Here is a 22603-nt window from a genome sequence, read left to right as displayed (position 1 = left end):
ATGATGATGTTTTCGGTGGTGCATTGATCATGACACGAGTGCCCGTAGGTCATAGGTGCGGTTTGGTGAGAAGATATGCATTTTCCTTGTAATTGTGTAAAGTTTAGCGTAAAGTAATAGTAGGGAGTAAGGCAATGGCTACAATTAAACAAGAACTTCCCAACGGACCTTTGTCAGTGGTTCTCTTCCAAATGCAGTATGCACCAATTTTGGAAATTGATAAGTATATTCCAGCAATACAAGATTATTGCCGAAAAGTCGGTTTCCCGCAGATTACAAAAATGCGGGGAGATATGCTGAAAATTGGCCAAAACGGAGAGGTTGAGAAAACTATTGTTGTGCAATGGGTATTCGCTTCGGCTGATTATCAAAGAACACTGTTTATTGATACGGAGAAACTTACCTTTCAAGTGTTTGATTTGGCTGATTATTCATTCGAGGATTTACTCGCTACCTTCATGCAACTCATGAACAAGATTGATGAACTTGTTGATTTTTCCTTGATCAATGGATTGGGTCTTCGATTTATTAATACCATTGAAGAGAAGCCTGAGTTGACCTGGCAAGCTGCAATCAAGCCGGAATTCCAAGGATGTCCATTCCCGGATGATGTACATTGGGCGGATAATGGATTGTTGACTTGGGCTCTCCAAAGGATGGTAAGGCTTCCTGAAGTGAAAATGACAAGTAACTTACTTGTACGAATATACCAGAATGCAGCTGGGAGAAAGTATCCAGAAGATATTATTCGCGATCCTCGCGGAGTAATAGATTATGTCTCTTCTGGGCCCTTGGTTACCTATGCTGATCTGGACCATTTCATTGTGTTTCAAAATGGTGCTAAGGACGCGATTGTGCCAAAGAGCAAAGAGGTTTTTATTGCTTTACATACAGTGATTGAGAATGTTTTTTTTACTTCTCTCATTACAGAGGAGGCTAAGCAATTATGGTCATGACAACCGGCGATGCAACACAGACTACCTGCATAGGATTTGCACCTTCAAGGTCCTATAAAAATGTAAGTAATTGTAGCAGCTTGAATGTTCAAGTTATTTATTTTTCTGAAGATTCAAATAAGCTGGTAGATGAAAATATTTTACAACAAACCTTTATGGCCGGTACTGCATATAAGATGATTCCAAATACGTACTGGATTTTTTCTCAAAAAACTTCTACGGATGCTGTCATGGTATCTAAAGCCAAACAGAAGTCACTTGTTACTGATATCTATGAACAATTCAAGCATCTCCATCGGTTCTTTCAGTTCAGAAAGACTGAATGGGCTCAAATATTCGGAGTGAGCCGTGTTACCATCTACGGGTGGTTGAATAGGACGATGGAGCCCTCAGGTGCGAATAAAAAGCGGATTGAGCAATTGTTCCAATTAGTATGCGAAATTTCTGATATTTCTTCTGAGGATACTGTCCAGTTGTATTTGCATCATCACATCGCAAAGCTGAATGCCTCTTTGTTCGAAGTGATTTCCTCTCCAAATGCTGTTGTTGAACAACGTAGTACCATTATCCAGGTCTTGGAAGAGTTGTTGGATCGATCTCGCAGGAAAAAGGAAGAACTAGACAGACTGGCTGCAACAAAGAAGGCTTCGGAAGAAACCTTCGCCTATAATCTTGATCAGCTTCTTTCTTAGAAGAGAAGGGATAATGGGTGTGGTAGAGACAATACAACAACGGATACAAAAACTGGGTTGGAAACAAGGACAAGTATTTGACGGTGCATTAAAAAGATGTGCTGGTAAGCCATGCTACTGAGCAGTTCTCTTGGGTAAATGAAGCAGACGCATGCATTCTATTCAGCCAAGATTGTGATTTGCAACATCATTCTCTTGAGAATGAACCGTTTGTTGAATTTCTTTGTGCACAATCTATTGAAGCTTGCGATATAAATTTAAGGTATGGGAAAAATCCTCGTAGATTGCATGTGGAAGACAGAGGTGGCACTTTTTTTCATGTACAAATGGCTCATCGGATACGTATTCCTCGGAATCTGATTGACGAAAACTTTCCAGTTTCTGATAAGGAGCTTACCACGGAATCTTTGTCGACGCTGGTTTCCTGGTTGTCTAAACGGTACAGCCGACCTGCCTTTCCGGATCTCTTTAATACCTATCTTTCAAAGAATAAAAAACTCGACAACAAGCTCACAGAACTTAATAAATCTTTCCCTTCGATCAAACGCTTTTTCTTCAAACTCGATCCTTTTTCAGAAATACCTCCCACTGATGTATACAACTTGGAAATACGTATTCTTCTGCAGGGAAGTTCATTCGACGTTGATCTTGGACTGGATAAGAAAGAGTACATTGAGAGAGTTGTAGAGGAACTCTTTTCCGGTCCTCATATAAGGATCAAGGATGTGTGCTGTTCATATGAAAATGAGATAACACTATTTGAGCTTTCCTACTATAAAATCTGGGATAAGGAATATCTGAGTAGCCGTTATGGCTTCGTTCAATAATTGATGGCTCTTGAACACCGTTGAGTACTCCACCTATTCTGCCAGATCTTTGTGTGAGGTGAACAGCATGGGAAAACAGTCTCCCATTTATTGTTTACATGACTTTTCTGTTTGGCCAAGCCAACAGCTGTAGGGTATGCGTCCTGCTCACTGCTGATGAGATCATCACCGATTGGTTTTGGACCAACATACAGTGCCATCTGAGTTGTGAAAAGTTTGTACGTTCCGCATCTTGGTTGTAGGAAGTATTGCCAAAAGAAACGTCCATCCTTTTTAACCTGAAGCTTTGTCTTCAGATTTTTCAACCAACGAAATCATTCCATAGAATAAACGCGGTTAGTTGAAAAAGGAACCTCGGCTTCAACCAGAGATCATCTCTTTCTCCCATCGATGCAGGAGGATGAAGATGGGGGTGGCTGTTCTCAACTTTTCCTGTTAATTCCAGTGCTGAGAATGTATAATCAGTGTACATGCACGAAAAAGGGTCCTGTCGATGATTCATATGAAATGGTCAATCAGCAAGCAATTCCGTACTATCATGTTCCTCCTGCTCACCTGTTGTCTCGTTGGATGCGGCGCGCAAAAGGGGAAGAGCTCTCAATTTGAAGAAGATCATGGGCTTATTGTGGGTTTTTCGCAGATTGGTGCTGAAAGTGCCTGGAGAACATGCAACACCCGCTCGGTGCAGGATGCCGCAGCTGCACAGGGGGTGCAGCTGGTGTATGACAATGCTGAACAGAAACAGGAGAACCAGATTAAGGCGATACGCTCTTTCATTGCGTATCAAGTCGATGTAATCGTATTCGTTCCGATCGTCACCGATGGCTGGGATAATGTATTGCAGGAAGCCCGCGACGCCGGGATTCCTGTCCTGGTTACAGACCGAAAGATCGAAGTGGCAGACCCCTCGCTCTATGCCGGCTTCATCGGTACCGACAGCTTGAAGGAGGGCCGGAATGCCGGGCAATTCGTATTGGATACATTTTCAGAGAAGCGTAAGCGTTTCGAGCAAACCAAAGAACCCATTACCATCGTGGAATTATTCGGGACGGAAGGTTCTTCGGTGGCAAATGGAAGGGCGGAAGGCTTCAGGGAAGTGCTTGCGTCGCATCCGGAGTTTCAAATCATCTACAGCAAATCAGGTGACTTTCTCCGCTCCAAAGGGTACGAACTTGCTGTTGAGTTTCTGGATATGTATGAAGACATCGACGTGATATTCTCCCACAATGACGGCATGACCCTTGGGGCGATCGAGGCGATGGAAGAGAGAGGGATTCGTCCTGGAAAGGATATCGTCATTGTTACCATAGATGCTCAGCAGGCAGCCATCGATGCACTGCGGGAAGGAAAGGTGAATTGTGTCATCGAATGCAATCCCAAGACCGGTCCGGAAATCATCAGGCTGGCTGAAAGGTTGGCGGCTGGTCAATACATCCCACGACTCCAATACGTACATGAAGAAGTGTTTTATGAAACCGATGACCTTTCGCTCATAGAACCGCGTGGGTATTGATATGAAGCACCAGATTTCCATGGTCGATAAGATTTTCTCAGTGTTTAAAAGCAGGAGCATTAAAGAGAGGATCAAGCTCTCCTACGTGATCATAATCCTTTTGATGATAACCCCACCGGTTATCACCATCTTCTCGTTTGTTGTCCAGATGGTTCGCTATGACCTCATCATTACCAATGTCAGCAAGACAAACCGTCTCAATCAAACGGTAAAAATGGATATCTCCAATGAGGTATGGGATATTGTAGCAGGAAACAAGAAATTCGAAGAAGGTCGGCAGTACGACATCATCGACGGAATCAACGAAAGCCTGGATGACATCATGAGAACGACCGAAGAACGGGAAAACAGGCAGATGCTTGAGGTCGCCGGTCGTGCCGTCGATACGCTCAGGCGCAATGTCGATCGGTTGGGAAGCCAGATGGCGAACCAGTCCCTGGTGAGTGCGAATGAGGAAATGCTCGATGAAATCCGAGGCGTGTCCGCCCTCATCTCCGACATCCTCCAGGATTTTATCGTACGCGTAATCGAGTCGGCAACAATAACAAACGAGCATCACAAGCGCATTACATTCGTCCTGACCGTCATTCAGATTTTTACCGTGGTGTTTGTTGCAATCTTCGCTGTTTTTACCCAGCGTTCGGTGACCGCCAGCATCAACGACCCGATTAAAAGGCTTGATGACCTGTCAAAGAGAATTGCCGAGGGGGATTTTACGGTCAGGGTGAAACTTCCTCAGGTAAGCGAGCTTGACGGACTGACCGACAACCTGAACATCATGGCTGTCAAAATCCAAGAGTTGATCGCAGAGAATGTGAGGGAACAGCAAAACCTGCAGAAATCGGAGATGAAAGCCCTCCAGGCCCAGATCACCCCCCATTTCCTCTATAACACATTCGATACCATAGTCTGGCTAGCCGAAGAGAAGAAGAATGACCAGGTCATTGATATAACACGCGCCTTCTCAAGTTTCTTCAGGATATCTCTGAACAAGGGAAAGGATTATCTGACGGTCAGCGAGGAATTTGAGCATGTGAAAAGCTATCTGACCATTCAGAAGATACGATACAGGGATATTTTGGATTATGAGATTGAGTACGAACCTGAAATGGCAAGCTGCCAAATCTTGAAACTCGTGCTGCAGCCTCTTGTTGAAAACGCCTTGTACCACGGGATCAAGAATAAGCGGGGTCGAGGATTCTTGTCGGTGAAAGGCTGGCGTGAAAACAATCGCCTGTGTTTCTCAGTCCAGGACAACGGGATAGGAATGACCGAAGAGAAACTTGCAAACATCAACCAGCAGATCAACGGCTCTGCTGATCCCGAGGATCTGAACAATGTCTATGGATTGTATAATGTTAACAAGAGGCTGGAGCTGTATTATGATGCAAGCACGAAGCTGGAAATAACAAGTCGGTATCAAGAGGGTACTACTGTGTATTTCAGCGTACCTGAGGTTGGATTCAATGTATAAGGTATTTATTGCAGAAGACGAAATTGTAGTACGTGAAGGGCTTCGAAACAGCATTCAGGCGGGATCGGGGCCGTTCGTTCTCGTCGGAGAAGCCTCGGACGGCGAGATGGCCCTCTCGATCATGAAGGATGTGAAACCCGACATCCTGATCACTGATATTCGGATGCCGTTTGTTGACGGGCTGAGCCTCTCCAGAATCATCAAGAAGATACTTCCCTGGATAAAAATCATCATCATCTCCGGGCACGACGAATTCCAGTACGCGCAGGAAGCAATATCAATCGGAGTTGATGAGTACATCCTTAAACCTATTTCCGCCTCGGATATGCTTCTAACGCTCGGCAAACTGGTGGATAGGATCGAGCAGGAGAAACTGCACCTTTCAAGCATTGAGAACTTGAAACAGCAGGCCCAATCCAATTCGGACCTGATCAGGGAGCGCTGGCTGTACGACCTGGTAACCGGTATTGTCAAAACCGAGGATGCACTTGAAAAAGGCGGGGACATGGGACTCGATCTCATCGCCCATGGGTACCTTGTAGCCATCATCAAGCTCTCCATCTCCTCTGAAAACTATGCAGAACTGATCAACGCCAAGCTCAATATCAACAGCCTCATCGACCATCAGGAGGAGGTGGTATGCTTTTCCCAGAGCAGGGACTCCATCGTCCTGCTGTTGAAGCAGCTTGTATCCGAACCTCTCGAAGAGACTGCATATACATTGGGGCAGGCCATAAAATATGAGGTGGAACGAAACACCAAATGCTTGGTGACAATCGGAATAGGCTCGTTCGTCGAGCGGATCGGCAGCCTCTCCCAATCCTATGCCGATGCGGAAAAGGCCATTACCTTTTCTGTAAAGACCGGTCAGAATCTGATAATCGGCATTCATGACCTGAATACCTTTTCTGAAATTGACTTTCTGAAACTGGACGGAAGCCCCATATCGGAGCGGCTTAAATATGTGAAGAAATCGGGCATCAATGAGATCATCGCCCAGTATATGACCATGATAGGCACCGACCCGTTGCAGACCACGCTCATCAGCTATTATCTTCTCTATGACCTTATGGTGGCTATCTCAAGGATTATTGATGAACTGGGTGGTGTTGTGCAGGAAGTAATTCCGTGCTTATCGAATAAAGCCCAACTTTTAGAGATGGCCGGTTCGAAAGAGACCTTCTGTGACGGGGTGAAGTCAATCCTCGATCCTTTCATAGATTTCAGGGATCAAAAAGCGGCTGGAAAATACTATGAAATGATTCAGAAGGCAAAGCAGCATATCAACCTGCACTTTGCCGACCAGGACATCTCCCTGCACTCGGTGGCCTCGATCGTCCATGTAAGCCCCAACCATTTCAGCACCATCTTCTCGCAGGAAACCGGTGAAACGTTCATTGAGTATCTTACCCGGGTCCGTATCAATACATCCAAGGAGCTGCTGTTGACGACATCGCACAGAAGTGCGGACATCGCCTACGAGGTTGGATTCGGCGACCCCCATTACTTCAGTTATATTTTCAAGAAACATACAGGCATTTCCCCCCGGGAGTTCAGGACCGGGAGCAAATGCCAGAGTTGAAGAAACAAGCACTCTTTGTTACTGGTTGCTTGGAACCTGCTGCTTGTCCGAAAGCTTGAGCCAAGGCGGCAGGGTGAGTTTGATGCTCTTTCGGTCACGCAGCGACATGATGATGCTTTGCAGTACGATGAAGAAGTACAGCAACAGACCGCTTACCATTGCTTGGAAGTTCGATTGAACACCCGCCGCCCGGATCAGTTCGTTGATCACCAGCAGCGTCAACGTACCTATCGGTGCACCCAGCAGGTTCCCGACACCGCCGTTGAGCAGTGTTCCTCCTATGATGGCCGAGGCTATGGCTTTCATTTCGGCTCCCGCCGCATTCCCGACATTGCCGGCCCCTGTGGTCATTATGTACACGAAGCCCGCTATGCCGGCGGTCAATCCGCTGATCACATAGGTGATGAATATGGTTCTTTTTACGTTGACGCCGAGCATCAGGGCGCTGTGCATGTTGCCGCCGACGGCGTAGACATTACGTCCAAAACGCGACCACTTCATCAACGATGCCAGTATGACAAGCAAAATTACCACAAGTACGGTTCCGGGTTTTATTTCACAAGGGATGAAAACACCCAGTCTGTTTCTCGTACCCAGCCATGTGATCACAAATTCAAAATCCCTGAGTCTTACGAATGCCGGCATGGTTACGTTGATCGGATCCTTATGCAGTGTCGTCAACAGGCCTTGTGCCAGGAACAAGCCGGACAAGGTGATGATGAACGGTTGGATCTCAAGATAGGCGATAAGGTAGCCTTGCAGGATTCCGAACGCAATGCCTATGCCCAGTGCGATGAGGATGGCACCGCCGATGCTTCCTGACTCGGATTGCAGATACACCGCACAGGCCATGGTTATCAGGCCGCACACCGAGCCGATGGAGATGTCGATGCCGCCTCCGATCATGACGATGCACAATCCCAATGTCATGATGAGCAGTGGAGCATTGAGGTTGAACAAGTCGAAGAACGTCTGGAACTGCATAAAGCTGGCCGGGTAACTGATTATTGCAAACAGGTACATCAGTACAAAGATGACTGCAGCGATGAGAAAGAGAATATTCGAGTTCGATAGTCTTGCTTTTTGTTTGAGTATATTCGCCGATGCCATCCTATTGCTCCTTCTTCCCTGCAGCTCTCGTGGTGGGAATGGGTGCTCTGCCTGCAGCACTTCTCCAAGCTCGGATCTTGTCCATGGTTCTGCTGATGTACAAGCGGACCACCGGTGATGCAACCACCATGAGAATGATGATGAAGACCGCCTTGAAGACCTTGATCATCGCCGGGTCTATCTCCAGCCTCAGCAGCGTCCGGTTGAGCATCTCTATCGTATACGCCCCGATGACCGAACCGCTGATGCTGAACTTTCCACCGCCCAATGAGTTCCCGCCTATGGCCACGGCGAGGATTGCATCCATCATGATGAGCTTGAGCAGGTTGACGCTGTCATGGCGGCCTGCCTTGTTCACTGCGATGAAGCCGGCAACTGCGCTGCAGAATCCCATGATCAAGAAGGTTATGAATATGATTTTCTTGGGGTTGATGCCGTTCAGTCGTGCCGCATTCGGGTTGATGCCCACACTCTCCACATAGAGCCTGAGCGTTGTAGTCTTGAACACCACTGCAACAAACACGATGAAGAGGACCGTCAGGATGATGGGAGTCTGTATCGGCACGCCTGGTATGACCGTACCGATTTTGTTCGACAGGTCATTGGCCAGGATGGGGGACAGCTTGCCGTCGATCATGAAGGCTATGGACCTGCCGCCGGTAAAGAGGATGAGCGATGCAACCATCGGCTGAACCTTGAATACCGAAACCAAGGTGCCGTTGAATGCTCCAAGAAGCAAGCCTGCAACACAACTGAGGAGAAAGCCAATTACTATCGTAAGCAGGGTGACCTCTTGTGCCTGCAGGACATAGAGCACGAATACCGCTGAGGTTATGGTGGCTGTCTCCCCGATGCTGATGTCCTGTCCTCTTGAAGCGGCGGTAACCAGTGTCATGCCTATGGAGAGGATGACCAGCTCCGAGGCTCCGAAGAGGATGTTCGGGATGTTCCCGTACAGGGCTCCGTTCACCATGGTTATGTAAAAGTAGTCGGCACCCTTTATCAGATTGATGATGACCAGCAGCGTCAACACCGATAGGGGAAGCACCAGGTGGGAAACGTTCTTTATTACTTTGCGCATGTGTTCTTTCCCCCTTGGGCTATCACGTTCATTACATCGTTTTCCGTCAATTCCGTTCCTCTGAGCTGAGCTACAATTTGACGGTCTTTCATGACTATCAAGTGCGAGCAGGTTCTGAGCATCTCGTCGATCTCCGAGGAGATGAAGGTCAAACTCATCCCTTCAGATGCAAGCTTCAGTACCAGTTTCTGAATCTCGACCTTGGTTCCAACGTCGATTCCCCGGGTCGGTTCATCCAAAATCAGGTACTCGGGGTGGGTTAGCAGCCACCTGGCCAGAATGACTTTCTGCTGGTTGCCTCCCGAGAGGGATTTGATGGGGGTGTTGGGAGTCGGAGTCTTGATGTTCAACTTCTCAATGTACTCTTGGGCGAATGCCTGCGCCTGCTTCAGTGAAAGGGGTTTGAAGAAGCCTTTCATGACCTGCAGCGTGAGAATGATGTTGTCCCGTACCGACAGGTCGGCGATGATGCCGTCGTCCTTGCGGTCCTCGGGAAGGTATCCTATTCCGTGTTGTATGGCCTGAAGCGGTGTTTTGATTTTCACCCGCTTGCCATGGATTTTCACTTCACCGCCTGTTACCTTGTCTGCAGCGAAGATGGCTCGCACACTTTCACTGCGTCCTGATCCGAGTAGTCCGGCGAATCCGTTTACTTCACCTTTCTGTATGGTGAAATTGAACGGTCTGACTCCTTTGGAACTTGAAAGACCGATGCATTCGAAGACCGGGGTGGTGGAGTCCGATGCCACCGGTTCATGTTTCTTAAGCTTGCTGATATCCTCAAGTTCATTGCCCAGCATCTTTGCGATGAGGTCGAATTGGGAGAGCGCGGATGTTTCATATTCGCCTACCAGCTTTCCGTTGCGCAGTACGGTGATCATGTCACTGATTTCGTATACCTGCTCGAGAAAGTGCGTGATGAAGATGATTCCTACGCCCCGCTCTTTGAGCTGACGCATGAGGGCGAAGAGTTTATGTACTTCGTCTTCATCCAGCGAGGAGGTGGGCTCGTCGAGTATGAGGATTTTACAGTCCATGTCGACTGCACGGGCGATTGCAATCATCTGCTGTACGGCGATCGAACAACTGGAAAGTTCCTGGGTGGGACTTGCAGGAATACTCAGTGATGCAAGCAGCTCGGCTGCCTTTTCGTTCATCTGCTTCCAATTGACGAGGGCTGTGTGACTGCGGCCGATGAACATATTCTCTGCCACGGTCAAATTCGGACACAGCATTATCTCCTGATAGACGGTGCCTATTCCCTTGTTCTGCGCTTCTTCGGGCGTCTTGAAGTGGATGGACTCTCCCTGCAATGTGATGAGGCCGGCGTCTTTTTCGTAGACTCCGGTGATGACTTTTATCAGTGTGGATTTGCCCGCTCCGTTTTCGCCCATGAGCGCATGGATTTCACCTTTTCGGAGCTTGAAGTCCACGCCATCCAGAGCTTTGACTCCAGGAAATGATTTGCTGATATCCGTCATTTCGAGTATGGTTTCTGACAACAATCAAGGTTCTCCTTATACTCATACGGAACAAACTACATGCAATGCGGCATGCAGAATCGAATCTGCACACCACACTGCATACTTCACATGGTTGTGAATGAAACCTTACCTGGTGATTACACCCTTGCCTGGATCGGCGTTGATGCCCCACTTGTCGATGAGTTCATCGGTGATGGTTTCGGTTGTCAACAGCAGTTCTTCCTGATAGATGACTCCACTGGGGATGTTTCCACTCTTGATCCACTTGGAGATTTCGGCTGCCTGGCGGGGATTGCATTGCATGTCGGCATCCCAGTAACCGGCCTGGACGTTTCGAAGGGCAAAGCGGTTGAAGTCAAATCCGATGACCTTGACCTTGCCGCCCTTTCCATGGCTGATGCCTGCTGCTTGCAGAGCCTGGACAGCACCTTGGGCCATACCGTCATTCTGTGCGTAGATGACGTTGAAATCCTTGCCTGCTGCAATCGCTGCTTCAACAACTTTGCGGGCTTCCTCAAGACTCCAGCTGTCCCCACCTGTTCCATCGGCGACGATGTTGAGCTTGCCTGCTTTAGCGGCTTCGAGTACTGCTGCACTTCTGCCGATTTCAGCTGCAGAACCCATCTGTCCGCGGATAAGGATCAGATTGATCTTGGGAAGACCAAGGCCCAATACCCATTCCACTGCTTTCTTGCCTTCATAGGCCATGTCGGAGAGCAGGGCGGCCTGGTAGTTGGCGGGAGCGGTATCGATTGCGCGGTCAAAAAGAATTACCTTGATTCCGGCATCTTTTGCAGACTTGAGGGTGTCGTCCCAACCAGAAGCGTTTGCTGCTGAGATCAGGAGATAGTCCACTCCATCACGGATGTAGCCTTTCGCGGCAGCGATCTGTTCGCTGTTGTCCATGGTGTTGGTCTGTTTTGCGTCATAACCGTTGGCTTTTGAGAATACCGTGTTCATGTCTTCTACGTTGGCCTGGCGATATCCGGATTCTTCGGGGGGCAGATTGACAATACCCACCTTGGTAAGGCCGGTCTCAGCCTGAGCTTGGGCGAACAGTGCACCCGAACCCAGCATAATCAGAACCATCAAAATACCTAGAGCCTTTTTCATGTTCTCCTCCTTTTAGGGAATCACAAAAAACATGGGAGATAGTTATTCAGCGGCAACGCCGCATCTGGTAATTAAATGCTAAGGCCGGCTATGTCAGAAGTACATGAGCTATTCTCTTGAGTTTGGTATGATATTTTCCTCTTTCCAACCAAATCTCAGGAAACAAGAAATAAGGTTTGCTATCTTATGAAAAAGGTACGTTTTCTTCCGGTGGCAGCAAAGGCATCGTAGGAATCAAAAAACCATTGGCGGTCAGAAAAGCCAGCTGAGGTTCTGCTTCTTAAGGAAAACAGCGATTTCTTCAGGAAAATTGTTGCTACTGACGGGAACCAGGAATCCTTGAGCGATGGTGAGGGTCTTATATATAGGAGTTGTTTCATTCCTTTTTTGCCAGACTTTTCTCAAAAATGAAGGCTTGGCTGTACATACGCCTGCATACAGTGAATAGCCGTAAAATCAATCATCAAGTTGACGGATTTTACGGCTGGTTACCGGGAATTCACATTGAAAAGTCATTGGCATTGTTGCTGAAATCTGTTCGTTATAGTTGGAACCTTCCGCTGACAATCCAGTTTGAGACATCCTCCAGAACCTGTGGGTCGATTGTTATATCAATATTCTCATATTCCTCTGGAGCGCCGGTTTGTGCCGGTTGGAACAGATGGTTGAGCCCCTCGTATACCTTAATCGTATTGCGGGTGTTTCCTCCGGTAAGCAAAGCCTTTTCGATAGCCGGTACATGCAGTGCTGCGGAAACTTGCGTATCTTTCGCTCCATTGAGGACCATGACGGGCAATGCCAGGTCTTTCAGGTAATCGGAAGGGTCAAGTGCGAGGAACGTCATATACCAGGGGGAGAATAGTGCAGATACCTGGGCCTTTGCCTGGTCTTCGGGCAATCCCATCGCCAGGAGTGTCTGCAGTACAGCTTCCTTGCGTTCCTCGATTGTCTTCCCCTCATCCAGGATCGTTGCATAGATGGCCAGGTTTGCCTGCACTATCTGGGCGATATACGGCTCGGGAGCCTGCTGAGCCCTAAGAATGGCCGCTGTTTGGTCCTCGAGTACGGCCACTCCATCAACACCGGGGCCGGCCATGAGTATGAGAAATGCCAGGTCACGATTCCTTTGGGCGACAATCGGTGCGATGATGGCACCCTCGCTATGTCCGAGGACTCCAATATTTCCTGCATCGACATACGGCAAGGACTTGAGGTAGTGTACAGCTGATTCGGCATCGTCAGCGAAATCCAACGATGTGGCGGCACTCGCATCGCCTTCCGACTCGGCGAATCCACGGTCATCATAGCGCAAGACCACAATTCCGGAACGTGTCAGTGCATCTGCCAGTACTAAGAACGGCCTATGACCAAGCAGCTCTTCGTCCCGATTTTGGGATCCTGATCCGGTAACCAACACCACGGCGGGGTACGGGCCGTCCCCTTGTGGTCGTGTAATGGTTCCTGCAAGCTTGAAGCCCTCCGGTTCTTGTTGGAAATAGATATCTTCGGCTATGTAAGGATACGGTTTGACGGGGTCTTGCGGTCGTGTGTTCTCCTTGACTTCTCCCTTGGCAAGAACAAGGGGGAGCGATTGCCCCATCTGGACAAAGGTCCCTGCTATCTGTTGGGTCCCGGCATCGTAGGTTCCCGTGAATGTGGCTTGCAACTGCTCCATGTCAATGGCAAGCTGGTTGTGTTCCTGTTGGATCGACGAGACCTTGAAATTCCTCAGGCCTTGGGACGGAATCTGCAACAGGGCTTCATAGGTTCCCTCGCCGTTGGAGTTAATGGTGAAGCCCATTGCAAGTGATTGTTCCACACCAATGACCAAGGATCCTTCCCAGTAGCCACTGAAGTCGACACGTTCTTCCTTCACGGCAGGGACGTAGACAATCTCTTGTTCCGTTGTCTTTGTGGTGCATCCTGGTAACAAGGCGATCAACAGGACAAGCAATACGGCCATATGAGCTTTCATGTAAATTCTCCCTGTAGGGCAGCGTTGAGATAATGTACATTGTTCCCTATAGTACCATTCTCTTGTGTTGTCAACTCCAAGAGCAAATACGTGGTACATCCAACTGAATCGAAAATACCTTCTCCCTGTTGAGGAAGCTCGTGATGCATCTTGCCAAGCCTGAAGATGACCCAAAGATGGCGAAAAGCTCACAAAAAGGAAGGCAGATCCATTACCGGCATACCTATCAATCATGTGGGAAGATGGTTTTTTGGATCCTTCCATAAAGGTACCAGGAACTCAGTTAGTACATAGACTTCCCGGCTGGATATAATTCACAGCGAACGAGCAGATCCGGTTCAGCCCTGGCCAATCATGGACCTCTGGGATTTTATGCATTGTTGATATTCGTGAATTCCTGAAAATGTATAGAGATGAAAAAGAAAATTCACCAAAACGAGACCAATGCTTAGCCTCATTTGTCAATCCTTATAGAAATTCCTTTTTAAGCGATTGCCCTGCTAACATTACTCAACAAGTTTATAACTTTTACAGCTCGATGGAAGAGTCTTGGATTTTCAGTCAGCTCGGACACTTGATGGATGATGATTGCTATGGAAGCTTGCAGCTGTGCAAGAATTCCTTCATCAGTGGTATTGCTGCTCCAATGACTATTGCATTGCGTCCACAGACTCCATTGGTTATGTTGAAATCAGCATTTTTAAATGTTGTTTTACTCATGGAGAGCGATTTAAGTATCTCGAAATCTTCACTTGTCAAATATTTCTGGAGCATACCGGACAGTATCACATCACTGGCAATGATCATCCTACAGTTATCGATGGCTAAAGCCAGTTCTTCAAGATACTTGCTCCATATCCTTCCAGCTTCACTATCTCCGTTTCTTAAATCAATGAAGAATTCATCCAGATTGTCCTGTTTCATCATTCTGCTGAGTCCTGATGCGGAACAATAAGCATCAACGCATCCTTTCTTTCCACAGTAGCAGGTTTCTCCGCCTGGATGGAGAACCATATGCTCAATAGTACCGCTGCTCAGTATTCCTTGATATACTTTACCGTTCAATATCAATGCATTGCACAGACAGTTGTCCAAGAAAAGCATTAAAGCAGAACCGTCGATCTTGCCATGCCAGATTTCAGCAAAAGCACCGGATTCTGCATTGTGATAAAAATGGCAGCGAGGGGTTTCAATGTATTTTGCTAGATCTGAAAGAGTAAAATCAGATGTCTTGAGAACCTGGGAATACAGCATATGGTTTTCATCAGATGCAATAATGCCAGGGACGGCAATGCCTACCCCTAAAACTGTTGAGCTGTGCTTCTCGCTTCTGTGAATAAATTCATTGACAAAGCTGCCGAGGGTTTTGAAGTATGAATCTGAGTTGGTGAAAGTAATGCTTAGTGAATCCTTTTCAATAATTCTGCCATACATATCTATTGAAGCTATCTCAATGCTGTTTGGCTGAAGATCCATTCCAATAGCAATACAGGCTTTCTCATTGGACTTGTATATTGTCGCAGGTCTTCCTCCAGTGGATTTGAAATATCCCTCCTGAATAATTAACCCTTCATTCTCAAGTTCCTTTAGGTTCTGAGTAATAGTAGGAATGCTTAATTTTAGGTTTTCTAAGATTGAGTTTTTTGATATTGCCTTCTTCTCATATATTTCAAGAAATACTTTTTTTCGGTTTGCTTGCTTCAATTTTGCGGACGATAGATTCATTGTTGATTTTCCATAGTTTGCTTTTATAAAAGCATATCATATAACATTTATTATTAAAGTCAATAGTTTACATTACATAGTGCCATGTTTCATATATATTCACTGAGTTTTGCGGAAAATATGGGGTAAAAATTAAAAAAATGTGTTTGACAAGTCAATTTTATTGACATATCATGACATATATAAAATGACTTTCTATAAGTGATAATCGAGGAGTACCTGTTATGGCAGTAAAAGGAACAATCCCAAAGACGATGAAGGCATTAGTAGCTTACAGCAAGGATGACTATCGTTTTGAACCGGAGTACCCGACACCTGAGTGCGGGGCTGATGATATAATTATTAAGACGGAAGCATGCGGTATTTGTGCCGGTGATCTTAAGTGCAGCCATGGTGCAGCCATGTTCTGGGGTGATGACATTCAGCCTTCATGGGTGAAGCCGCCTTTCATTCCCGGGCATGAGTTCTTCGGAACCGTTGTGCAGATCGGCGAGAATGTAACGGACTTCCAGCTCGGCGATCGTGTTGCAGCTGACCAGATTGTTCCGTGCGGCAAGTGTCGTTTCTGCAAGGATGGCCACTATTGGATGTGCCAACCCCACGATATGTTCGGCTTCATGTACTACACAAACGGTGGTATGGCCGAGTATGTGCGCTACCCGAAGAATGCTGTCGTTTCCAAGATCCCCGCCGATATGCTAATGGAACAGGCTGTGCTCATTGAGCCCTATGGTTGCTCCAAGCATGCTGTCGATAGGGCAGAGATCTCCAACGAGGATGTGGTCGTCATCTCCGGTGCCGGCACGCTCGGACTCGGCATGGTTACCTATGCGCGTATGAAGAATCCTAAGTTGCTGATCGTTCTCGACATGCAGGATAACCGCTTGGCAAAGGCCAAGGAGTTTGGTGCCGACCTGATCCTGAATCCCGGCAAGTGCGATATCGACAAGGAAATCAAGGCTCTTACCGAAGGATATGGTTGTGACATCTACATCGAAGCAACTGGAAACCCGGCAAGCGTGATTCAGGGCCTCACCATCATCAGGAAGCTTGGTACTTTTGTAGAATTCTCAGTCTTTTCTAAGGAAACAACCGTTGACTGGTCGATTATCGGCGACCGAAAGGAACTTGATATTAGGGGAGCGCACCTGAGCCCGTATGCTTATCCATTTGTGATTGAGAATATGAGTAAGGGTAACTTGAAAACCGATGGAATAGTTACAACCACAATCTCTCTGGAGGATTGGGAGAGGGGTTTCAAACTTGCCGGCGGGGCTGAAGGCGATTTGAAGGTAGTCATCAAGTTCGATTAACCTGAAAGGGTTTTGGTTTTTGTGACGAGTGTTTGTGGTTTTTATCTTTCATAAGAAGGATATAGTATTAAGGAGGAAAAAGGATGAAAAAGTTTTTAGTGGTTTTCATGATTCTTGCGGTCCTTATGCCGAGCGTATTTGCACAGGGATCCAAGGACGCAGCAAGCACCGTGCTTGATGCAACATCAGTGACAGGCGATTTTGATTTGAAAAGGTATGCCGGAAGTGAGATTACCGTTCTCTTCAGCGATCACACCTACGCTAGTGCTGTTGAAGCAAAGCTGAAGGATTTCACTGATAAGACTGGTATCAAGGTAAACTATTCGAGCATGCCCGAAGGTAACTACTTCGAGAAGCTGAATGTAGAGCTTGCTAGCCGCTCTGGTTCGATTGATGTCTTCATGACTGGTGCTTATCAGTCTTGGGGATATGCAACCGCTGGTAACGTAGAGCCGTTGGAAAACTACATCAACAATGCATCGCTCACCGATAAGAGTTGGAACTATGCCGACTTCATTCCTGGTGTAATCGATGCTCTGAAGTGGGACCTCAAGCCCGGTCACCCGGTTGGAAAGGGTTCTCAGTGGGCACTTCCGATGGGTTGGGAAGTTAACATTCTCACCTACAACAAGAAAGTCCTTGCTGATAAGGGTCTGAATCCTCCGAAGACTGCTGAAGAGCTACTGAGTGTTGCAAAGGCTCTGAAGGGATTTGGCGGAAGCGGAACCTATGGTCTCGCAGTTCGCGGCCTCCCCGACTGGGGCACCATCCACCCTGCATACATGTCCCTCTATTCGACATGGGGTGCAAAGGATTTTGAAGTTGTCAATGGAAAGCTCGTGAGCCGTGTAAACTCTCCTGAAGCTGTCGCTATGACCGAGTACTGGGTTGACCTGGTAAAGAACGGTGGTGCTCCTCAGTGGGCAAGCTACGGTTGGGAGTTGTGCGGTGCTGATCTTGGTGCTGGTAAGGCAGCAATGATGTGGGATGCTGACAGAGGTGGATACACTCAGAACGTGAAGGGTGCTTCTTCTCAGGCTGGCAACCTTGCATTCGGTATGGTTCCTTATCCGGTATCCGCTGGCAAGACCGAAGCTGATATGAAATCCAACCTTTGGGTATGGTCCATGGCTATGAACTCTGCCTCTAAGAAGAAGGGACCGGCTTGGTACTTCATGCAGCACTTCACCAGCCCCGAGTTCATGCTCTGGTCCGGTACGGAAGGTGCTTGTACCGATACTCCGCGCACATCTGTTCTGACCAGCCAGGCTTACAGAAATTCTGTTGCTGATGCAGAAGGCTACTATGAGGCATTCAGCACTGTGTCGAAGAATGCAAGCATCTTCTTCACTGCACAGCCGTATTTCGTTGAAACCACCACTGAATGGGCAAAGGTTCTGCAAGAGCTGGTTACCACCAACAAGTACCCGTCTGTCCAGGTTGCAATGGATCAATTGAAGAAGACGATGGATTCTATCGTTGCTGATCTTAAAGTTGAATAACCTAGGTAGTTAGTCTGCTAATAAGCACGGAGCATAGGCCAATCCATACTCCGTGCTTTTATGTTTGTTGCAAGAGGTGCTGTTATGCAAAAAGATAACTTGGGCATCAAGAAAGCTGATTTGAACAAAGTCCCTTTCAAGGTACGGGTAAGGCCGTATCTTATTGTTGCCCCGTCACTGATCATTACAATTGGCATTATGGTTCCATTTGTGATGGCAATCTGGTATTCGTTTACGAATTATTCATTCCAATTTCCTACTCATAGGTTTGTTGGTCTCGATAACTGGGTCAACATGTTGACTTCCAGGGAATTCTGGAATGCTCTCACAGTTTCACTTTTATATGGATTGTTCTCCACTGCGATAGAGATCCTCCTTGGTCTAGGAATCGCTCTCCTTCTCAATAGTCTGAACAATTGGCTTTCGAAAGTATTACGTGTTTTGCTCGTATTCCCACTCATGGTTGCTCCTGTTACTGCAACGATTGTTTGGCAGCTCATGCTGAACAGTTCAGTAGGTATTGTAGAAAAACTGTTTAATATATTCGGAGTTTATAATTTCCCTTGGGCGTCAGCCCCTGGGACTGCGCTCATGACTGTAGTGATGATCGATGTATGGATCAACACGTCATTCGTCATTCTTCTAGTGCTTGCGGGACTTCAATCCCTTCCCAAGTCACCGTTCGAATCAGCCAAGATTGACGGCGGAAGTGCTTGGTTCAATTTCAAGAACCTGACCCTCCCGATGCTCAAACCGAGTCTCTACATCGCACTCTTGTTCAGATTGATGGCTGCACTTCAGGAGTATGCGGTCATATTCGCACTTACGAAGGGCGGTCCCGGCGATACGCTCATGTCGCTTTCGTTGACTTCGTATCAGAAGGGATTCAAGTTTCAGAAATTTGGATCTGCAATCTCATTCATTTTGGTTCTTTGGCTTATCATCAATGTGATGGCTAAGTTTATTGTAAAGCGCCAGCGCTTTGCACAAAGGCAGGCCTCTGGTCTGGAAGAGTGAGGAAGGGGGTATTATGAATAAAGGCAAAAAAGGTGCACTAACCGCGCTAATGAATATTCTGCTGATAATCTATGCAATTTTTGCTCTGTTTCCGTTGCTTTGGATGGTTATGATCTCTTTTAAGGCAGATACAGAGGTTTTCACCACAACTTTCATCTTCAATCCGACATTGTCGAACTATAAGGAAGTATTGTTGCGTTCAGATTACGTAAGATACATCACAGACAGCCTCATTGTTTCCGGAGGTGCCGTTCTCGTCTCTGTGATCGTCGGTGTTCCTGCAGCATATGCACTTGCACGATACAACTTCCCTAGGAAGGAGGAGCTGGCTTTCCAGATTCTTTCCTTCAAGTTCGCACCGGAGATTCTTGTAGTACTTCCTCTCTTCATGCTCTATCAGAAGATGGGCCTCTATGACAGCTATATAGGCTTGATTTGGGTCTATCAGCTCATTTCGCTCCCTCTACTGATTTGGGTAGTAAGAGGGTACTTTGAGGATATTTCCGTTGAGATCGAATATGCTGCGCAAGTAGACGGCTATCCGTGGTATCAGATTTTCTTCAAGATGCTTATACCTCTTATCAAACCGGGCCTTGTCTCCTCTGCATTGTTGGCATTCATTTTTTCATGGAACTCGTTTACATTCCCGCTGATTCTCGCCAGTAGCAAAGTGTATCCTGTCACTGTAGCAATCACCAAATATCTTGGTACTGACACTGCCCGTTACGGGAACCTTGCAGTTGCGGCAACAGTCTCAGCACTTCCTGCTATCGTATTTGCACTGTTTATTCAGAAGCATCTTGTGCGCGGACTGAGTTTCGGTGCGGTTAAAGGATAAGGTTTGATATGGCAAGAATTAAGTTTGAAAATGTTAAGAAAACGTTTGGAAAGGTATGCGCACTCGACGGTATTTCATTCGAGATTCATGATAATGAGTTCTTCGTATTATTCGGGCCGGCTGGTGCAGGAAAGACAACCATTCTGAATTGTGTTGCTGGTATTTTGATTCCAGATGAAGGGACCATATCATTTAATGACCAATTGATGAATCTGGTCGATCCGGCCCGCCGGAATGTTGCAATGGTATTTGAGAACTATGCGCTTTACCCCAACATGACCGTATATGACAATATGGCATCTCCCCTTAGAAGCAAGCTCTACAAAACCGATGAGAATACCATCAAGGAAAAGGTGTATGCCGCTGCGAAGATGATGAAGATGGAGAATTTGCTCGAGCGGTTGCCGAGCCAGTTGTCCAACGGCCAGAAGCAGCGTGTGGCAATGGGACGGGCACTAGTCCGCGACCCTAATGTATTTCTCATGGATGAGCCACTTGCTCACTTGGACGCAAAACTCAGAAACTCCATGCGTACGGAGCTGAAGGAAATGCAGGCCAACCTTGGCTCGACTTGTATCTATGTTACACATGACTTTATGGAAGCCATGGCATTAGGCGATAGGATTGCCATCATCAATAAGGGTAAGATCATTCAGATTGGATCCGGTGATGAAATATACTATATGCCGATCAATGAGTTTGTTGCCTCTTTAATGGGTGAACCTCAGATCAATATCATCCCTTCCACGATTAAAGTTGAGGGAAACAAATACAACCTCTGCTTTGAAGTACTCGGAAAGAAGATCAGTATGGAAATGCCTGTGGATGAGAAGGTTATGGTAAAGATCGGTGAGCTTGCTCTTCGCTGTGTCGATATCGGAATCCGCCCCCAGCACATCCAATACAGCTTCGAGAAGATTGAGGGTTACTTTAAGGCAACGGTGTACAGCTATGAGAGTATCGGGAACAAATCGGTAATTATTGCCGATTGCGGTGACTACCAGCTTCGCATGATTGCTCCGAACGGCTTGAGGGTCCGAATAGACAGCGATATCTACATCCATCCTGAAATCGGGAAGTCCATTGTATTTGACTGCGAATCGAAGAATTACATTGTCAGATATGATGAAGAGGCCGTGAAGGCTTTAGCAACAATACAGGAGGTTCGATAATGGCTGGTCTGACTCTAGAACATTTATTCAAACGATATGACAATTCCGGTAAAAAGAAGAGAACCGTTAATGATTATGCCGTAAATGATTTGAACCTTAAATGTGAGCAGGGAGAGTTTGTTGCTTTACTTGGGCCTTCCGGATGCGGGAAAACAACCACGCTCCGTATGATTGCCGGTCTTGAAGACATTACGAAAGGGAATATCTATATTGATGATTGTCTTATCAATGACCTTCACCCAAAGGATCGAAAGATAGGTCTGGCCTTCGAGGATTATGCAATGTATCCTCCTCTTAATGTGTACGGGAACGTTGCGTTTAATCTTAGGGCTAAAGGGGTTGATAGTGCTGAGATTGATAGAAGAGTCCGAGAAATTGCACCACTGATGCAGATTGAGGACCTTCTGGAAAAGATGCCTGTCAAACTTTCCGGTGGACAGAAACAGCGTGTGAACATTGCTCGTGCAATCATTAGGGAGCCGGAAATTCTTTTGATGGATGAGCCGCTTTCACACCTTGACGGCAAAGCCCGCCAGGCCATGCGTATTGAGATTAAGCGCCTGATAAACAAAATCAAATGCACCACAATCTATGTAACGCATGACCAGTTGGAAGCAATGTCCCTTGCCGACAGGATCGCCATCATCAATTTCGGTGTTCTGCAGCAGTTCGGAACCCCGACTGAGGTATATGATGATCCTGCCAACGAGTTCGTTGCATCCTTCATTGGTGAACCACCGATGAATATTCTTGAGACGAAAATCATCAAGAAGGAAGGAGTCTACTTTTTCTCATTCGAGAACAGTAATCTCCAGATCACTGTTCCAAGACGATATTATGACGTAATCCAGGACGGTTTCCGCTGCAAGGTCGGTGTTCGACCGATGGATGTGTTGATCGGCGGCGAGGACTCTGTAGGGACACCTGAGCATATTGCGACGTTCGAGAACCTGGGTGATGAGCGGCGCATCGGCATTCATGTCGGTGATATGTTACTTATGCTGATCACCGAGGATGAGAGACGGTACCGAAGGGATGATGTAGTCAAGCTTGAGGTCCGGGGAGAAAAGACTCACCTGTTCGACATCGAAACAGGCGAACGGATTAGAGAAAAGGCGTAAGGGGGGTATTGCACATGATTATGCTTGCAACAATCGTATCGATTGCCTTAATACTATTTCTTGTCTGGCAGATTCTGAGTTCGATTTGGAATATAGTCGCTATCGTAC

General features: G+C 47.0%; 18 protein-coding genes. 12 read left to right on the top strand and 6 right to left on the bottom strand.

The features are described from left to right. Window positions 1–134 precede the first annotated feature (134 nt). The 6 genes from MUG09_RS12930 to MUG09_RS12905 all read left to right on the top strand — a co-directional run bounded on the left by MUG09_RS12930 (window position 135) and on the right by MUG09_RS12905 (window position 7044). On the top strand, window positions 135–956 hold the full coding sequence (locus MUG09_RS12930; protein ID WP_244771850.1) for a TIGR04255 family protein: 822 nt from the start codon (window positions 135–137) through the stop codon (window positions 954–956). Then, on the top strand, window positions 947–1648 hold the full coding sequence (locus MUG09_RS12925) for a hypothetical protein (RefSeq protein ID WP_244771849.1): 702 nt from the start codon (window positions 947–949) through the stop codon (window positions 1646–1648). The genes MUG09_RS12930 and MUG09_RS12925 overlap by 10 nt, the downstream gene beginning before the upstream one ends. 98 nt (window positions 1649–1746) lie before the next feature. Then, window positions 1747–2475, top strand: a complete 729-nt coding sequence (locus tag MUG09_RS12920) for a hypothetical protein (RefSeq protein WP_244771848.1) — start codon at window positions 1747–1749, stop codon at window positions 2473–2475. 625 nt (window positions 2476–3100) lie between these two features. Beyond that, window positions 3101–3988, top strand: coding sequence for an ABC transporter substrate-binding protein (locus MUG09_RS12915; RefSeq protein ID WP_244771847.1), 888 nt, complete (start codon window positions 3101–3103; stop codon window positions 3986–3988). Between the two features lies 1 nt (window position 3989). Continuing rightward, window positions 3990–5462, top strand: a complete 1473-nt coding sequence (locus MUG09_RS12910; RefSeq protein WP_244771846.1) for a sensor histidine kinase — start codon at window positions 3990–3992, stop codon at window positions 5460–5462. After that, window positions 5455–7044, top strand: coding sequence for a response regulator (locus MUG09_RS12905; RefSeq protein ID WP_244771845.1), 1590 nt, complete (start codon window positions 5455–5457; stop codon window positions 7042–7044). The genes MUG09_RS12910 and MUG09_RS12905 overlap by 8 nt, the downstream gene beginning before the upstream one ends. A gap of 18 nt (window positions 7045–7062) precedes the next feature. On the opposite strand, the gene MUG09_RS12900 is transcribed toward MUG09_RS12905, so the two are convergent. The 6 genes from MUG09_RS12900 to MUG09_RS12875 form a co-directional block, all read right to left on the bottom strand. Further along, window positions 7063–8154, bottom strand: coding sequence for an ABC transporter permease (locus MUG09_RS12900; protein ID WP_244771844.1), 1092 nt, complete (start codon window positions 8152–8154; stop codon window positions 7063–7065). A 1-nt stretch (window position 8155) separates the two neighbouring features. Beyond that, window positions 8156–9235, bottom strand: a complete 1080-nt coding sequence (locus MUG09_RS12895; protein WP_244771843.1) for an ABC transporter permease — start codon at window positions 9233–9235, stop codon at window positions 8156–8158. Further along, entirely contained in the window at window positions 9223–10740 is a 1518-nt protein-coding gene (locus MUG09_RS12890) for a sugar ABC transporter ATP-binding protein (protein ID WP_244771842.1), read from the bottom strand. The genes MUG09_RS12895 and MUG09_RS12890 overlap by 13 nt, the downstream gene beginning before the upstream one ends. Before the next feature lie 105 nt (window positions 10741–10845). Continuing rightward, the gene (locus MUG09_RS12885; protein ID WP_244771841.1) at window positions 10846–11832 is read right to left on the bottom strand and encodes a substrate-binding domain-containing protein; all 987 of its coding nucleotides are present in this window, start codon (window positions 11830–11832) and stop codon (window positions 10846–10848) included. A 541-nt stretch (window positions 11833–12373) separates the two neighbouring features. Then, window positions 12374–13807, bottom strand: coding sequence for an alpha/beta hydrolase family protein (locus MUG09_RS12880; protein WP_244771840.1), 1434 nt, complete (start codon window positions 13805–13807; stop codon window positions 12374–12376). 591 nt (window positions 13808–14398) lie between these two features. Continuing rightward, window positions 14399–15511: an ROK family transcriptional regulator gene (locus tag MUG09_RS12875; RefSeq protein WP_244771839.1), complete on the bottom strand. Its 1113-nt coding sequence runs from the start codon at window positions 15509–15511 to the stop codon at window positions 14399–14401. A 245-nt stretch (window positions 15512–15756) separates the two neighbouring features. Between MUG09_RS12875 and MUG09_RS12870 the strand changes: the two genes are divergently transcribed. The 6 genes from MUG09_RS12870 to MUG09_RS12845 all read left to right on the top strand — a co-directional run bounded on the left by MUG09_RS12870 (window position 15757) and on the right by MUG09_RS12845 (window position 22495). After that, window positions 15757–16845, top strand: coding sequence for an alcohol dehydrogenase catalytic domain-containing protein (locus tag MUG09_RS12870; RefSeq protein WP_244771838.1), 1089 nt, complete (start codon window positions 15757–15759; stop codon window positions 16843–16845). A gap of 83 nt (window positions 16846–16928) precedes the next feature. After that, a complete protein-coding gene (locus MUG09_RS12865; protein WP_244771837.1) occupies window positions 16929–18347 on the top strand; it encodes an ABC transporter substrate-binding protein in 1419 nt (472 codons plus the stop codon). Between the two features lie 84 nt (window positions 18348–18431). Continuing rightward, window positions 18432–19364 (top strand): carbohydrate ABC transporter permease, encoded by a 933-nt coding sequence (locus MUG09_RS12860; RefSeq protein ID WP_244771836.1) that lies wholly within the window; start codon window positions 18432–18434, stop codon window positions 19362–19364. Window positions 19365–19413: 49 nt separating this feature from the next. After that, the gene (locus MUG09_RS12855) at window positions 19414–20202 is read left to right on the top strand and encodes a carbohydrate ABC transporter permease (protein ID WP_244771835.1); all 789 of its coding nucleotides are present in this window, start codon (window positions 19414–19416) and stop codon (window positions 20200–20202) included. A gap of 8 nt (window positions 20203–20210) precedes the next feature. After that, window positions 20211–21374, top strand: a complete 1164-nt coding sequence (locus MUG09_RS12850) for an ABC transporter ATP-binding protein (protein ID WP_244771834.1) — start codon at window positions 20211–20213, stop codon at window positions 21372–21374. After that, the gene (locus MUG09_RS12845) at window positions 21374–22495 is read left to right on the top strand and encodes an ABC transporter ATP-binding protein (RefSeq protein ID WP_244771833.1); all 1122 of its coding nucleotides are present in this window, start codon (window positions 21374–21376) and stop codon (window positions 22493–22495) included. Before MUG09_RS12850 ends, MUG09_RS12845 begins: the two co-directional genes overlap by 1 nt. The last annotated feature ends 108 nt before the right edge of the window (window positions 22496–22603 follow it).

The organism is Sphaerochaeta associata, assembly GCF_022869165.1.
Taxonomy (GTDB): domain Bacteria; phylum Spirochaetota; class Spirochaetia; order Sphaerochaetales; family Sphaerochaetaceae; genus Sphaerochaeta; species Sphaerochaeta associata.
The sequence above is the reverse complement of the archived record's forward strand: the minus strand, read 5'-3'. Positions and strand labels throughout refer to the sequence as shown.